At 40.8% G+C, this 16,008-nt stretch carries 15 protein-coding genes and 1 other annotated feature; of the genes, 12 read left to right on the forward strand and 3 right to left on the reverse strand.

Features of this window, described 5'->3' with window-relative positions; translation table 11 throughout:
* Positions 1 to 42 precede the first annotated feature (42 nt).
* From dut to ACZ9EE_RS23190, 3 genes are all read left to right on the forward strand, one after another.
* Entirely contained in the window at positions 43 to 489 is a 447-nt protein-coding gene (dut, locus tag ACZ9EE_RS23180) for a dUTP diphosphatase (RefSeq protein ID WP_476030942.1), read from the forward strand.
* A gap of 66 nt (positions 490 to 555) precedes the next feature.
* Complete coding sequence (locus tag ACZ9EE_RS23185; RefSeq protein ID WP_476030944.1) at positions 556 to 1,149, forward strand: YdeI/OmpD-associated family protein; 594 nt, start codon at positions 556 to 558, stop codon at positions 1,147 to 1,149.
* A gap of 175 nt (positions 1,150 to 1,324) precedes the next feature.
* Positions 1,325 to 2,410, forward strand: a complete 1,086-nt coding sequence (locus tag ACZ9EE_RS23190; protein ID WP_476030946.1) for a M42 family metallopeptidase — start codon at positions 1,325 to 1,327, stop codon at positions 2,408 to 2,410.
* 78 nt (positions 2,411 to 2,488) lie between these two features.
* Here ACZ9EE_RS23190 and sspI read toward each other — a convergent pair whose 3' ends face one another.
* Positions 2,489 to 2,695, reverse strand: a complete 207-nt coding sequence (gene sspI / locus ACZ9EE_RS23195; RefSeq protein WP_476030948.1) for a small acid-soluble spore protein SspI — start codon at positions 2,693 to 2,695, stop codon at positions 2,489 to 2,491.
* 121 nt (positions 2,696 to 2,816) lie between these two features.
* Here sspI and ACZ9EE_RS23200 point away from each other — a divergent pair, with 121 nt between their 5' ends.
* From ACZ9EE_RS23200 to ACZ9EE_RS23215, 4 genes are all read left to right on the forward strand, one after another.
* On the forward strand, positions 2,817 to 3,578 hold the full coding sequence (locus tag ACZ9EE_RS23200; RefSeq protein ID WP_476030950.1) for a TrmH family RNA methyltransferase: 762 nt from the start codon (positions 2,817 to 2,819) through the stop codon (positions 3,576 to 3,578).
* 60 nt (positions 3,579 to 3,638) lie between these two features.
* Positions 3,639 to 3,883, forward strand: a binding site (T-box leader).
* 170 nt (positions 3,884 to 4,053) lie between these two features.
* Positions 4,054 to 5,091: a phenylalanine--tRNA ligase subunit alpha gene (pheS, locus tag ACZ9EE_RS23205; protein WP_476030952.1), complete on the forward strand. Its 1,038-nt coding sequence runs from the start codon at positions 4,054 to 4,056 to the stop codon at positions 5,089 to 5,091.
* A gap of 54 nt (positions 5,092 to 5,145) precedes the next feature.
* A complete protein-coding gene (gene pheT / locus ACZ9EE_RS23210; RefSeq protein ID WP_476030954.1) occupies positions 5,146 to 7,560 on the forward strand; it encodes a phenylalanine--tRNA ligase subunit beta in 2,415 nt (804 codons plus the stop codon).
* Between the two features lie 264 nt (positions 7,561 to 7,824).
* Complete coding sequence (locus ACZ9EE_RS23215) at positions 7,825 to 8,799, forward strand: nuclease-related domain-containing protein (RefSeq protein ID WP_476030956.1); 975 nt, start codon at positions 7,825 to 7,827, stop codon at positions 8,797 to 8,799.
* A gap of 164 nt (positions 8,800 to 8,963) precedes the next feature.
* Here ACZ9EE_RS23215 and ACZ9EE_RS23220 read toward each other — a convergent pair whose 3' ends face one another.
* Positions 8,964 to 9,254, reverse strand: a complete 291-nt coding sequence (locus ACZ9EE_RS23220) for a 4a-hydroxytetrahydrobiopterin dehydratase (protein WP_476030958.1) — start codon at positions 9,252 to 9,254, stop codon at positions 8,964 to 8,966.
* A gap of 60 nt (positions 9,255 to 9,314) precedes the next feature.
* A complete protein-coding gene (gene rnhC, locus ACZ9EE_RS23225; RefSeq protein ID WP_476030960.1) occupies positions 9,315 to 10,268 on the reverse strand; it encodes a ribonuclease HIII in 954 nt (317 codons plus the stop codon).
* Between the two features lie 131 nt (positions 10,269 to 10,399).
* On the opposite strand from rnhC, the gene zapA reads away from it, so the two are divergent.
* The 5 genes from zapA (at position 10,400) to ACZ9EE_RS23250 (ending at position 15,876) form a co-directional block, all read left to right on the forward strand.
* Positions 10,400 to 10,660 (forward strand): cell division protein ZapA, encoded by a 261-nt coding sequence (gene zapA / locus ACZ9EE_RS23230; protein WP_476030962.1) that lies wholly within the window; start codon positions 10,400 to 10,402, stop codon positions 10,658 to 10,660.
* Between the two features lie 5 nt (positions 10,661 to 10,665).
* Complete coding sequence (locus tag ACZ9EE_RS23235) at positions 10,666 to 11,208, forward strand: CvpA family protein (RefSeq protein ID WP_476030964.1); 543 nt, start codon at positions 10,666 to 10,668, stop codon at positions 11,206 to 11,208.
* 82 nt (positions 11,209 to 11,290) lie between these two features.
* Entirely contained in the window at positions 11,291 to 13,006 is a 1,716-nt protein-coding gene (gene polX / locus ACZ9EE_RS23240) for a DNA polymerase/3'-5' exonuclease PolX (RefSeq protein WP_476030966.1), read from the forward strand.
* Positions 13,007 to 13,092: 86 nt separating this feature from the next.
* Positions 13,093 to 15,450 carry an endonuclease MutS2 gene (locus ACZ9EE_RS23245; protein ID WP_476030968.1) on the forward strand — a complete coding sequence of 786 codons (2,358 nt, stop codon included), beginning with the start codon at positions 13,093 to 13,095 and terminating at the stop codon, positions 15,448 to 15,450.
* Between the two features lie 18 nt (positions 15,451 to 15,468).
* Positions 15,469 to 15,876, forward strand: coding sequence for a DUF350 domain-containing protein (locus ACZ9EE_RS23250; RefSeq protein ID WP_476030970.1), 408 nt, complete (start codon positions 15,469 to 15,471; stop codon positions 15,874 to 15,876).
* Positions 15,877 to 16,008 lie beyond the last annotated feature (132 nt).

The raw sequence follows: 16,008 nt of genomic DNA on the forward strand, positions 1-16,008 counted from the left end.
AAGATAACCATTTACATAGATTTAAGCGATAGGAGGATAATGATGACATACAGTATTAAAGTTAAATTAATTCATGAAGATGCTCTATTGCCAAATCGGGCCTATGAAGGTGATGCAGGGTATGATTTATTCTCAGTAGAAGAGAAAGTCATAAAAGCAGGAGAATCCGCACTAATACAAACAGGTATTCAGATGGAATTGCCAAAATGGACGGAAGCTCAGATTAGACCAAGAAGTGGTTTGGCATTAAATCATTCAATTACTGTTTTAAATAGTCCAGGCACTATTGATGAAGGCTATCGAGGAGAAATTAAGATTATACTAATTAATCACGGAAAAAAGGATTTTGTAGTAAAAAAGAAAATGAAAATTGCTCAGATGGTAATTGCTCCGATTGCTAAAGTTGATGTTATTGAAGTAGATGAATTAACAAGTTCTGAAAGGGGAATTGGTGGTTTTGGTTCATCAGGGACCAATACCAACCCCTAAGCTAAGAACTTAGTCTATAAAGAAATTTGTTTCGTGGCAGTAAGAATGAAAGGAAGGTGTTCCTTGATGACGGAGAGTAGAATGAATCCTAAGGTTGATGAATTTTTAAGTAAAGCTAAACAGTGGAAGGAAGAATATGAGAAGTTGAGAAATATCGTTCTTGACTGTGAACTGACCGAAGAATTTAAGTGGATGCATCCTTGTTACACGTTTGAGGAAAAAAACATCGTTTTAATACATGGATTTAAAGAATATTGTGCACTTCTGTTTCCCAAAGGTGTATTGTTAAAGGATGCCCGTGGGATTTTAATCCAACAAACGGAGAATGTACAGGCGGCGCGCCAGATTCGGTTCACCAATGTACAAGAAATAGTTGCAATGGAAACCATCTTGAAAGATTATATTTATGAAGCCGTTGAAGTTGAAAAAGCAGGTTTGAAAGTGGATTTAAAAAAGAACTCTGAATACATAATTCCTGAAGAACTTCAAACTAAATTCGATCAAACCCCTGCCTTGAAAACTGCTTTTGAATCATTAACTCCGGGACGACAAAGAGCATACCTTCTTTATTTTGCTCAACCCAAACAATCCAAAACTCGAGTAACGAGGATTGAAAAATATATACAGCAAATTTTCAATGGAAAGGGATTAAATGATTAGAATTTTTATTGAATGTCGATTTAGACCATAAGCCACTTTAATCGCTTGGCATGCTCGGGAGTAAGGCAGTTAGCCCAAAATAGGCCCTGCCGTCCATTTTTTGAACCGAAAATTTGTAGCTTGACGGATTCATTTTGTATAATAAGGTCGTACATACCTATTAGGGGGCTTAAACATGGCGAAACTAGACGAAACATTAACAATGTTGAAGGACTTAACCGATGCCAAAGGTATTCCCGGCAATGAACGTGAAGTCCGTGAAGTAATGAAACAATATATAGCTCCATATGCAGATGAGATCACAACTGATGGACTTGGCAGTTTAATTGCCAAAAAAGTCGGGAAAGAGGGCGGCCCCAAAATTATGGTAGCCGGCCATTTGGATGAAGTAGGCTTTATGATTACACAAATCGACGACAAAGGCTTCCTTCGTTTTCAAACAGTAGGCGGCTGGTGGGGACAGGTTATGCTGGCCCAACGTGTCACAATTGTAACAAGGCAAGGTGAGGTAACAGGTATTATTGGCTCTAAACCTCCACATATCTTATCAGCAGAAGCCCGCAAGAAACCAATTGAAATTAAAGATATGTTCATTGATATTGGGGCATCCAGCCGCGAAGAAGCACAGGAGTGGGGCGTTCGTCCAGGAGACATGGTTGTTCCATATTTTGAATTTACCGTAATGAACAATGAAAAAATGTTATTGGCAAAGGCATGGGATAACCGAATTGGTTGTGCGATTGCGATTGATGTGTTAAGACAGCTGAAAGGCGTTGAGCATCCAAACGTGGTTTATGGCGTTGGGAATGTTCAAGAAGAGGTTGGCTTACGCGGTGCGAAAACAGCTACTTACAAAATTGAACCGGATATCGGTTTTGCCGTGGACGTGGGTATTGCCGGAGATACGCCTGGGATTTCGGAAAGAGAAGCAATGAGCAAAATGGGCAAAGGCCCGCAGGTCGTGGTTTATGATGCTTCTATGGTGGCACATAAAGGTTTGCGTGACTTTGTTACGGATACAGCCGATGAGTTAAATATTCCCTATCAATTTGAATCCATCCCTGGCGGCGGTACAGATGCCGGTTCAATCCATTTGACTCATAAGGGTGTACCTGCGCTTGCGATCACGATTGCGACTCGTTATATTCATTCCCATGCAGCGATGCTTCATCGTGATGATTACGAAAATGCTGTTAAGTTGATTGTTGAGGTTATTAAGCGACTAGACCGTGAAACGGTTGATAAGATTACATTTGAATAAAATGAGAAGACCCTCGGTTAGTCTCTAGCCGAGGTTTTTTAGGAATAAAAAAAAGCCGCCAAGTTGGCAGCCGGTGAATTACTTCACGCCTTTTTCAAGGGTTTCAAGCATTTCTTTCTTCTCTTCTTCAGATGAATTTTGCCAAATCACTTCAAATAATACCCCAAGTCCCGGAAGCATCTTTTCCTCGCCACTTTGAATGGCATCGACGATTGTATCTTGTAATTGATCTTGTGTGTTCCCGGAAACATTGTGAAGAATCGCATTTCTTAGGTTTAAGTTCATGTAAGTACCCTCCTTTTGTTAACCATCATTCAATATTATGTTTTCTAGTTTTTGGTTTTATTATGTAATATTTTTAGGATATAATGAGAAAATCATCTGAGTTAGATAAAGGAGAACTGTTTTGAAATTTATAGAATCTGTCAATAATCCTAAAGTAAAACAATGGAGAAAACTTTTAACAAAAAAAGAGCGGGATAAATCCGAGTCGTTTATAATAGAGGGTTTTCATTTAGTAGAGGAAGCACTCAAGCAAGGTGAGCAGATATTAGAAATTATCGTTTCGGATCAGGTAGGTCTGCCGCCGCGCTGGGATGTAAGTTCTACACCAGTCACTCTCGTTACAGATGAAATATCTAAATTGTTAACTGAAACCGAAGCTCCTCAAGGAATTTACGCTATTTGCCGTGTACCAAGCAAGATAGGTGAAACCTTGGCCCAGGCGGGAAAGACATTCTTATTAATTGATGCTGTCCAGGATCCTGGGAATCTTGGAACAATGATTCGTACTGCGGACGCAGCAGGAATTGACGCAGTTATTGTCGGACACGGCAGTGTCGATATCTATAATTCAAAGGTGTTAAGATCAGCCCAAGGAAGTCATTTTCACTTGCCAATCATTAGAGGTGACCTTCATGAATGGATCGAAAAGCTTCAAGATAAAAACGTACCGGTTTATGGTACAGCACTAGAAGGTGCTTCAGCCTACACCGATATTTCCAGCCAGGATTCGTTTGCCCTTATTGTTGGCAATGAAGGGAATGGTGTAGCAAAGGATCTTCTCTCAAGTACAACCACAAATCTTTATATTCCGATTTTCGGAAAAAGTGAATCGTTAAATGTAGCGGTTGCGACAGGAATTCTGCTCTATTATTTAAAAAAATAGTCGGAATAGGTTTGACCTTTTGCTGAAAAACGTTATATAATAATGAACAATTGAAAAAAGTTAAAAACGATGACGGAGAAAAGTACCTAGTTATTGACCATTTAGGGAGAAAGTGCCGTGACTGCAAGCACTTTTATGGTTCTAGATTAGAGAAGTTCACCTCCTGAGTTGGCACCAGGACCACTATTTAAAGGTGTAAAGGTGTACCGGCACATGCCGTTATTCGAATGAAGCGAACACAATGTGTTTTTTACATAAGGTGTTTACAAGGGTGGTACCGCGAATATTAAAACCTCGTCCCTTTCCAGGGATGGGGTTTTTTTGTTTTTTAATTTGATGGAAATATCTCACATTATGGCGGAATTCCCATCAAAGTTCGCGGAAAAAATCCAAAGGTTGGCGGAGTTACTGTCGCAGCCCACGGAATTGTTACTACCCTAAAAAGACCAATTACCATTGAGGAGGAATAGATGATATGCAAGAACGTTTAAAGGAATTGCAGGAAGAGGCTCTTCAAAAAGTTGAACAGTCATCCAGCTTAAAAGAATTAAATGACATCCGTGTTGCTTACCTGGGTAAAAAGGGACCAATTACAGAAGTATTACGCGGAATGGGAAAGCTTTCAGCTGAAGAGCGTCCAGTAATGGGAGCACTTGTCAATGAAGTGCGTGAAACGATTGCCGCTAAAATCGAGGCCAAACAAAAAGGATTAGAAGAAGCTGCCGTTCTAGAAAAATTAGCTTCTGAAAGCATCGATGTCACCCTGCCAGGCAGCCCAATCAAGGTTGGAAATCATCATCCACTAACAAGAATCATCGAAGAGATTGAAGACCTTTTTATCGGCATGGGCTATCAAGTAGCTGAAGGTCCTGAGGTAGAGCAGGATTATTATAATTTCGAAGCTCTTAATTTACCAAAAGGCCACCCGGCCCGTGATATGCAGGATTCCTTCTATATCACAGAAGAAATCCTTCTTCGCACCCATACCTCACCAGTCCAAGCACGGACAATGGAAAAGCATGAAGGCAAAGGGCCGATTAAAATTATCTGCCCTGGTAAGGTTTACCGCCGCGATAATGATGATGCGACACACTCCCATCAATTCATGCAAATAGAAGGGTTAGTGGTCGGTGAAAACATCCGTATGAGTGACCTTAAGGGAACTTTGGAAGTTTTTGCGAAAAAAATGTTTGGTGAAGATCGCGAAATCCGTCTAAGACCAAGTTTCTTTCCATTCACAGAGCCTTCAGTTGAGATGGATATTTCTTGTAAAATCTGTGGCGGCCATGGCTGTAATGTATGTAAGAAAACAGGCTGGATTGAGATTTTAGGTGCAGGGATGGTTCATCCAAACGTGCTTGAAATGGCTGGATACGATTCTAAGAAATACACTGGATTCGCATTTGGAATGGGACCTGAGCGGATTGCCATGTTGAAATACGGTGTCGATGATATCCGTCATTTCTATACAAACGATGTACGATTCTTAAAGCAGTTTTCAAAACACGAGTAAAACTAAATGCTTCAGCCCCTAGGTGCTGAAGATGGATAATAGGAGGTTGGCGACATGTTCGTATCATATAAATGGCTGCAGGATTATATTGATTTAACCGGTGTAACAGCAGTTGAACTTGCTGAAAAAATTACAAAAAGCGGGATCGAAGTTGAAGGTGTTGAGGTCCTTAACGAAGGAATAAAAGGTGTTGTTATAGGTCATGTCCTCGAACGTGAACAGCACCCAAATGCCGATAAATTAAGCAAATGTCTGGTAGATATCGGTGCAGAACAACCAGTTCAAATTATTTGCGGGGCACCAAATGTGGCACAAGGCCAAAAGGTAGCCGTTGCTACAGTGGGAGCAGTACTTCCAGGCAATTTTAAAATTAAAAAGGCTAAGCTTCGTGGCGAAGAGTCAAACGGAATGATTTGTTCTCTTACTGAGCTTGGCATGGAAGGGAAAATTGTTCCAAAAGAATATTCCGAGGGCATCTTTGTTTTCCCCGCAGAAACGGAAGTTGGCGTTGATGCGTTAGCGCAGCTTGGTCGTGACGATGAAGTGTTAGAGCTAAGCTTAACCCCAAACCGTTCTGACTGCCTTAGTATGTTAGGTGTTGCCTATGAAGTGGCGGCCATTCTCGGCAGAGACGTTAAGCTTCCTGAAACGGCACTTGAACCAATTACGGAAAAGGCATCTGACTACGTAAAGATTACGGTTGAAGCCGAAGAGGATAGTCCCCTGTATGCTGCCAAAATCATTAAGAATGTAAAAATCGGGCCATCACCATTATGGATGCAAACCCGCTTAATGAATGCAGGAATTCGTCCGCACAATAACGTGGTTGATATTACAAACTATATTTTGCTAGAATATGGCCAGCCGTTACATGCGTTTGATTATGATCGTCTCGGCTCAAAGGAAATCCTTGTCCGACGTGCGGTAGATGGCGAAAAGTTTGTGACCCTTGATGATGCGGAACGCACATTAACTGCGGACCACCTTGTTATTACTAATGGAAAAGAACCAGTTGCTCTTGCTGGAGTTATGGGCGGCGCAAATTCGGAGGTAACTTCAGATACAACAACGGTTCTTTTAGAAGCAGCTTATTTCAACGGTCAGACTGTCCGTAAAGCATCAAAAGACCATGGGTTAAGAAGTGAAGCAAGCGCACGTTTCGAAAAAGGCGTCGATCCTAACCGTGTTCGTGCAGCCGGCGAACGTGCTGCTTACTTAATGGCGAAATATGCTGGCGGTGAAGTGCTTGAAGGGACTTCAGAGGTAGATACTCTAACTGTTGAACCTGCAGTTGTATCGATTACCATTGAGAAAATTAATCGTGTCCTTGGCACGGAGCTTCAAATGAATGACGTAAAAGAAATTTTTGATCGTTTGCAATTCCCTGTTAGTATCGAACAGGATACCATTACGGTTACGGCACCAACTCGCCGCGGAGATATTAAAATTGAAGAGGATTTAGTGGAAGAAGTTGCCCGTCTATTTGGCTATGATGATATTCCTAAAACCTTGCCTATTGGTTCGACCACTCCAGGCAAGTTGTCTGCATATCAAAAGAAACGTCGTGTGGTTCGTCAGTACCTAGAGGGTGCAGGATTGTATCAGGCCGTGACGTACTCGTTAACGAGTGTCGAAAAAGCTGCGCAATTTGCCCTTGAAAAACGTGAACCAATTCGTTTGGCAATGCCAATGAGTGAGGAAAGAAGCGTACTTCGTTTAAGCATCATGCCTCAATTATTGGAAGTATTAAAATATAATAGTGCTCGTCAAAACGACAGTCTAGCTGTTTATGAAACTGGCGCTGTCTTCTTATCAAACGGGGAAGAAACGCTGCCAGTTGAGAATGAACATTTAGCAGGTGCAGTAACGGGCTTGTGGCACAGCCATTCATGGCAAGGCGAGAAGAAGGCTGTTGACTTCTTCGTTGTGAAAGGGATTTTAGAAGGGATGTTTGCAAAGCTTGGCCTAGAAAATCGGGTTGAATTCGTTCAGGCGCAAGGAGAGGGCATGCACCCTGGCCGTACAGCTGAAATCCGCTTAGATGGCGCTAAGGTCGGCTTTGTTGGCCAAGTACACCCGACTGTTCAAAAAGAACTTGATCTAAAAGATACCTATGTATTCGAACTTTCTTTACAATCAGTTCTACAAGAAGAAACAGCACCATTACAATACAACAGCATCCCGCGCTTCCCAACCATCACAAGAGACATTGCCCTTGTGGTAAACAGAGAAACGGTGTCAGGCACCTTAAAGGATATTATTCTAACAACAGGTGCGCCACTTCTCAAGGAAGCAGAAGTGTTTGATTTGTATGAGGGCGATAAAATGGAGGAAGGCAAGAAGTCGATTGCATTCTCATTAAAGTATTTGGATCCTGAACGTACTTTGACGGATGAAGAGGTAACAAAGGTTCATGAGCGTGTGCTTGATGCCTTGAGAGAAAAGGCTGGGGCTGTGCTTAGAGGGTAAACTCAAAAAGTTAGCTTGAACGGTTATTTTCTAACCGATTCAAGCTAGCTTTTTTATATTTTCTGGGAGAATTTCATTTTCGCCGATAAACTTCCGAAAACCGCCGATATGGTATTCAAAACCGCCGATAAATCCGCGAAAATAGCCGATAAACTTTCTAAAACCGCCGATATAAAAATGTCTTACAAATTTCGTTAAAATTCTACAGGATTTTCAAGGATTCATTTAGAATTAATAATTTAAAATGAAAGGAGTGAACAATTTTTGCTTATAAAAAAGAGGGAAATTCCACTAAATATTCTAATTTTAGAGGCACTTTGTCGACGTCTACCCAAGAACAATCCTAATTATCATGATATACAAGAGGAACTTGGAAAAAGGCGTGCTGGTTACCAAGGTGAAGTGGCGTTTGACTATTATCTTAGGTACTTACCAAGTGATCAATATATGATCCTACACGATTTAAATCTACCTGATGGGGATTACAACTGTCAAAACGACACCATCCTCATAACACGAGAATATGCCTTAATGATTGAAGTGAAAAATATGGCTGGTAAGTTAATATTTGATACCGAAAATGAGCAGTTTATACAGATTAATAATGAAAAAGAAAAAGGGTACCCCTATCCAATCGCCCAAGCTGAAAGACACCAAAAATATTTAAGAAAACTTTTGGCATCCCATAAATTCCCCCCTATTCCTATTGAATACATTGTAGTAATCAGCAACAAGAACGCTATATATGTCGTCACAGGAAAAAATGCTCACAAAGTAAAGCCTCGTGTATGTAAAGCAGATGTGTTTTTAAATAAAATCCACTTCTTTGAAAATCAATTTACTACCCCTGTTCTCGATGCTAAGGATCTTCGAAAACTATGCCGCCTTCTTATGAAAATGAATACAGTGCCTACAAACTATGTTTTACGAAAATACGGGATAAATAAATCTGATTTATTTACTGGTGTTTTCTGTCCACACTGCAATAATCTCCCACTCGAAAGAAAAAATTCAAAATGGTTCTGTCCAGCCTGTAATAAGTATTCAAAAGACGCTCACATATATGCTCTAATGGACTATTTTTTGTTAATTGATTTAAAAATCACGAATGAACAATTTCGGGATTTTTGCCATATAACATCACCCTATACAGCAAAAAGATTTTTACAATCGGCAAACATTATTTCATCCGGTGTGAATAAGGGGAGGTCATATTCTCCCAAGACCATTCCTTGGTAAATTCAATTTTCGCCGATAAGTCTGCGAAAACCGCCGATAAACTTCCGAAAACCGCCGATATCCTATTCAAAACCGCCGATAAAAATATCTCCTCACTAATTTTTCTAAGAAAATAAAAAAGAGGTTGTTCCAGCGCCAATCATCGCTTGAACAACCCCTTTTTATTAGATTTTCTCATAAATTTCATCATAAACCTTCGCCAATGCCATATCCAAATCCGTCAGTCCCCCGGCATTCCACGAGGTAAGCCGGAGCGTCACTAATTTATAATCAATGGCAATAAAAGGGTGATGATTTTTCTCTTCGGACAACTGGGCAATTTTGTTCACAAACGCAACCCCACTCAAAAACTCCCGAAAACGATATTTTTTAACGATGAATTTACCATCTAACTTCCATCCTGGTAATCCTGCTAAAGCTTGATCGATTTCCGATAAACTTAGTTTATTTGCCACTCAGGACCCCTCCAATTACCATTTACTATTACCCTATTCACCGATACATACCTTAACGACTTAGTTCCGTTTTTTATTTACAATCGCCATCGCCTTGTCGGTGTTGGCAAAGTGAAGTTTGACAAAGGAAGGAAGACTTTCCCGTCCTTTACTCAAAATCAGTTTGGCCGCTGCCACATCCACCTGTGCCCCGGCCCCTTTAGGAATCTTAAAGCCTGCCGCCTCACTAAGCTTATCAATATACTGAATGAACGCATAACGTGCCAGGATACTAGCCGCAGCAACGGCAAGATGAATTCCTTCTGCTTTCGTACTAAAATAGACATCTTTATTAGCGATCGCCTTCTGTCCTTTTAGATACTGAAAATAAGTACTAGGCTGGACAAATTGGTCAATCAAAATGGCCTCCGGTTTCACAGGGGAAATCTTCTCCAACACCTTTAAAATCGCCTGATTATGGAGCAGTGCTTTCATTTTTCCTTGGGACATACCTGAACGCTGTACCTGATTATACTTTTCATTTTTCAAGGTCATTAAGCTAAACGGAACCACATCCTTGATGACTTTGGCAATTGATATTATTTTTTCATCATTCAAATCTTTCGAATCGCGTACGCCTAATTCTTTTAATAACGGTATATCCTCTTTTCTGACATAGGCCGCTACAACCGTAATAGGTCCGAAAAAGTCCCCCGTGCCTACTTCGTCTGAACCGATGGCTGACATCCCTCCAATCCCTGGAGGAAGATCGCCTTTTGCCACTGTCTTCCCAGTTGCAGCAGAAGGCTTTTTACTTGGAACACCAGCAGTACTGCTGCCCCATTTCGCAGCCTCTGATTCACCATTATTTCCTTGAAACAGCACTTTTCCGGATTTATAGGCCGTAATCATACAGGCCGCTGTTTTGGCAGCAAACACACTTCCAGGAATATTTTTATCTAAAAGCTGCTTGGCATAATAGTTTTTCATTTCATTAATCTTCGTCATTTCTAAATTAAGAACCACATTTCCCACTTAGACACCACATTTCTATAAAATTTGTTTTGAATTAAAATCTAGTCCTTCATTTTCGATTTGTTTGACTTTTCGACTTATGTACGTTCGTGTTATAGTATAGAGTAGGATTCTGGAATGGAGGCTTTACGTTGTCAAATATACAAAAACACAAAACAACCGTTGCTATATACGGCCAGCAATACGTCATAATGGGTACGGAAAGTCCAAGTCATGTACGGCTTGTGGCATCGTTAGTTGACGACAAAATGCGCGAAATTAGTTATAAGAATCCAACTCTAGACGTAAATAAACTAGCTGTTCTTACTGCGGTAAATGCAGTCAATGATTATATTAAAATGAAAGAGCAGTTAGAGCGGCTGCAAGCAGAAATACAAAAAGAAAAGGACTAAAAAATATGTTAAGTTTAGCCATTATTATTTTACTTATTATGGGATTCTTTGTTGGACTGAAAAGGGGTTTCATTCTCCAGCTTGTTCATCTACTAGGATTTATTATTGCATATGTCGCCGCCACTTCCTACTATGAAGAACTTTCCACAAAACTCATTTTATGGATTCCCTATCCAAACTTCGGTGATGCTCCGGCTTTAAAGATTTTAACAGGTTCAACCGATATGGAGAGTGCTTTTTACAGGGCCATTGCCTTTGTAATTATCTTTTTTGCTGTAAAAATCCTATTTCAAATTATCGGCTCCATGCTTGATTTTATTGCTCATTTGCCGGTTTTAAAACAGCTGAATATATTAGCTGGCGGCATATTAGGTTTTTGTGAAGTCTATTTAGTTATCTTTATTTTATTATATATTGGAGCGTTAATTCCAATCGCTTTTATTCAGGATGCATTGGATCACTCCGCTTTGGCAAAAGCAATCGTGAATCACACCCCTATCCTTTCACAGCAAATCAAAAGCTTGTGGATTGAATATACAACTGCTTGAACTTCTCTGTAGCAGAGGAGTTTTTCTAATTCTTGCAAAAAATAGGATAAAATGATAATGCTAAGTAGGGCAGGTGTTAATAATGGAAATGACTAAAAAGGAATTAATTCGGTTATTAGAAACCATTGCGATTTATATGGAATTAAAGGGTGAAAACCCATTTAAAGTTTCTGCCTTCCGCAAAGCAGCAAACGCGCTAGAAACAGATGAACGCGTATTAGCAGAAATTGAAGACTTTACCAGTATTTCTGGGATTGGCAAAGGTACTGCGGCAGTCATGGATGAGTACATGACTGCGGGGGAGTCTACAGTTCTAAATGAGCTGAAGGAAGAAGTTCCTGCTGGCTTAATCCCTTTGCTGCAGCTCCCAGGCCTTGGTGGAAAGAAAATAGCCAAGCTCTATAAGGAGCTTGGGATTGTAGATGTTGGCACTTTAAAAGAGGCGTGCCTTGCTGGTCAGGTGCAGGCTCTTGCTGGATTTGGCAAGAAAACGGAAGAGAAAATCTTAAGTGCCATTGCCAATGTAGGAACAAGGCCCGAGCGGCTTCCGCTGGCATACATGCTTCCGATTGCCGAACAAATTGAAGCAAACCTGGCAGAAATGCAGGATATCATTCGTTTTTCTAGAGCGGGAAGCTTGAGAAGAATGCGAGAAACCATTAAAGATCTTGATTTTATTATTGCGACAAACCAACCGGAAGAGGTCCGCGCACAACTGTTGAATCTGCCGCGAATTAAAGAAGTGATTGGTGCAGGGGATACAAAGGTCTCTGTAGTTTTAGAGCTTGATTACGACGTTTCTGTTGACTTCCGCCTCGTGAAACCAGAAGAGTTTATCACCACACTCCATCATTTTACCGGCTCCAAGGACCATAATGTCCGAATGCGGCAGCTGGCAAAAGAACGCGGAGAAAAAATTAGTGAATATGGCGTTGAAAACGTAGAGACAGGAGAAGTTCTTACCTTTTTATCGGAAGAGGAATTTTTCAAGCATTTTGATTTACCGTTTATTCCGCCGGAAATTCGCGAGGATGGAAAAGAGGTAGAGCAATTCTCGGCGTCTGAAGAATTAATTGAGCTGGAAGATATTAAAGGCGATTTGCATATGCATACCACCTGGAGTGACGGGGCTCATACAATAGAGGAAATGGTTGAAGCCTGTCGGGCTAGAGGCTATCAATACTTGGCTATCACCGACCACTCTCAGTATTTAAAGGTGGCAAATGGTCTTACTCGTGAGAGATTGTTACGGCAAAAAGAAGAAATTAAAAAACTAAATCAACAATACGATGATATTCTCATCCTATCGGGTATAGAGATGGATATTTTACCAGATGGTACTCTTGACTATGATGATGAGTTATTAGCGGAAATGGATTTCGTTATTGCCTCAATTCATTCGGCGTTCAGCCAGCCAAGGGAAAAGATTATGGATCGGCTAAAGACTGCACTTGAAAATGCGCATGTTGATTTAATCGCTCATCCAACCGGCAGAAAGATTGGCCGCCGGGAAGGCTATGACGTCGATATTGACTTATTGATCCAACTAGCAAAAGAGACGAATACGGCCTTAGAATTAAATGCGAACCCTAACCGTCTCGATTTAGCTGCAGATTATTTACGAAAGGCCCAAGAAAATGGAGTTAAAATCCTGATTAACACGGATGCTCATCAATTGGATACATTAAAGCATATGGAAATCGGGGTTTCGGCTGCTAAAAAAGGCTGGATTAAAAAATCTACCGTAATTAACGCATTAGATAAATATGATTTACTTGAATTTTTACATCATCGATAAGAACAGCGGAAGCACCTTGACAAGGGCATAGGATCTAAGGTCCCAGGGTGCTTAGCTGGACAATCTTAAAAAAGGGGGGAAACTCCATGCACGAAAGAGCACTAAAGGTGTTAGAATTTACGAAAATAAAGGAACAGCTTTTCGATTATGCCTCTTCCTCACTTGGGAGAGATAAAATAAAGGATTTAGTGCCTTCTACTGACTTTGAAGAGGTGGTTAGACTTCAAGCAGAAACGGATGAGGCGGCAACGGTTATCCGGATAAAAGGAAATGTTCCTTTATCCGGAATTTACGATATCCTTGCCCATATAAAACGTTCGGTTATTGGCGGAGTTTTGAGCTCTCATGAGCTGGTTCATGTTGCAAGTACGATCCATGCCAGCCGTCAAATGAAACGGTTTATTGAGGAGCTTGCTGAAGAAAGAACGGAACTGCCGATCCTTGTTGAACAGGTAGCACAAATTATTCCGCTTACCAATCTGGAACATGAAATTAAGCATGCGATTGATGAAAGCGGCGAGGTGTTAGATAGTGCAAGTGATTTGCTGCGCTCCCTAAGGCATCAACTCAGAGCTAATGAGTCCCGTATTCGCGAACGTTTAGAAAGTATGATCCGCTCCTCAAGCGCAGCAAAAATGTTGTCCGATGCGATCGTGACCATCCGGAATGACCGCTTTGTAATCCCGGTAAAACAAGAGTATCGCGGTCATTATGGCGGGATTATTCATGATCAAAGTTCATCAGGACAAACCCTATTCATTGAGCCGCAGGTCATTGTTCAATTAAATAATCAACTTCAGGATATTCGTGTCAAGGAACAGCTGGAAATTGAACGAATCCTGACAGAGTTGTCAGCTAAAACTGCGGAGTACGAAAGCGAACTAAAAGTAATTGTCGATATTTTAGCCAATCTGGACTTTATTTTTGCAAAGGCGAAATATGGTAAAAAAATAAAGGCATCAATGCCAATCATGAATGATGAAGGTAGAATTGCTTTATATAAAGCCCGTCATCCGCTAATTCCAATTGATGAGGTAGTGGCCAATGATATCATGCTTGGAAATGAGTATACAACAATCGTCATAACTGGTCCCAATACCGGTGGTAAAACTGTTACCTTAAAAACACTTGGACTATGCTCGTTAATGGCACAGGCGGGACTACAGGTACCGGCCCAAGATGGCTCGGAACTGGCGGTGTTTGATGCTGTCTATGCCGATATTGGTGATGAGCAGTCGATTGAACAAAGCTTAAGTACTTTTTCGTCTCATATGGTTAACATAGTGGATATCTTAGATCGGGTTGATTTTAACAGCCTAGTCTTATTTGACGAGCTTGGTGCGGGTACTGACCCGCAGGAAGGTGCAGCTTTAGCAATCTCGATTTTAGACGAGGTGCACAGGCGCGGGGCAAGGGTCATTGCGACGACCCATTATCCGGAATTAAAAGCGTATGGTTATAATCGCGAGGGTGTATTAAATGCAAGTGTAGAGTTTAATGTTGAGACCCTGAGTCCCACTTATAAGTTATTACTGGGAGTACCTGGCCGGAGTAATGCCTTCGAAATTTCGAAACGTTTGGGCTTAAATGAAAGGGTTATTGATGCAGCTCGTTCACATGTAAGTGAAGACACGAATCAAATTGATAAAATGATTGCTTCGCTTGAGGAAAGCAAACGCGCGGCAGAGCGGGAACAAGAAGAGGCACGCGACTTTTTAAAACAAGCGGAAAAGCTGCATCAAGATTTACAAAAACAACTGATTGAGTATTATGATAAAAAAGATTCAATGATGGAAAAAGCAGCTGAAAAAGCTGCTGATATTGTGGATGAAGCCAAACAAGAGGCAGAGAAAGTTATCCGTGATTTACGCAAAATGAGAACGGAGAAGCATGCAGAAATAAAAGAGCATGAGCTTATTGATGCCAAAAAGCGGCTGGAACAAGCGGCACCGGAAATCAAGAAATCCGATAAACTGACCAATAAAAAGACGAAAAAGCATACTTTTACGCCAGGTGATGAGGTAAAGGTTCTGACCTTTGATCAAAAAGGAACCTTGCTGGATCGTGTTTCAGACAATGAATGGCAGGTTCAAATTGGCATTCTGAAGATGAAGGTCAAAGAAAAGGACTTAGAGTACTTGAGTACACCAAAACAGGTAGAAACCAGACCGATGGCGATCGTTAAAGGACGGGATACACTCGTTAAACTGGAATTGGATCTGCGTGGGGAAAGGTATGAGGATGCTCTTCTGAAGGTAGAAAAATATATAGATGATGCTCTTCTGGCAAGTTATCCGCGTGTATCCATTATCCATGGAAAAGGCACGGGGGCGTTAAGGCACGGTGTGCAAGAATATTTAAGAAACCACCGTTCCGTTAAGAAGATCCGCTTTGGGGAAGCCGGAGAAGGTGGTTCAGGGGTAACCATCGTCGAATTTAAATAATACCCGGGGAGATACGTAATGGACCAGTTTTGGGAGAATAGATATATTCAAATTGCTGCATATTACAGTGTTGTGATTTTATGTATGGTTGTCTTTTTAGCTGTTTTTGAAGTGGTAACCAAATATAAAAATTGGGAAGAAATTAAAAAAGGAAACCTGGCAGTAGCAATGGCAACCGGTGGAAAAATAGTAGGGCTGTCCAATATTTTCCGAGCTTCGATAAGTGAGAACAATTCCTTACTTGAGATGATTGGCTGGGGTGTGTACGGATTCGTCCTGCTGCTTGCCAGCTATTTTATCTTTGAATTTCTCACGCCTAAATTTAAGATTGATGAAGAAATTCAAAATGATAACAGGGCTGTTGGTTTGATGTCGCTGATTATCTCAATTGGTTTGTCTTTTGTGATTGGTGCAGGAATTTCGTAAGGAGAGAAGAAGTAATGGAGAAATTAGCCAAAGTATTGCTGGGTTTGTGCGGTTTATTTTTACTTATCGGCATTATCTATATGGTGTTTTTTGCTTAATGAGAATCATCGCTAAAGTAATTTGGCGATGATT

This window comes from Bacillus sp. URHA0034 (assembly GCF_056280405.1).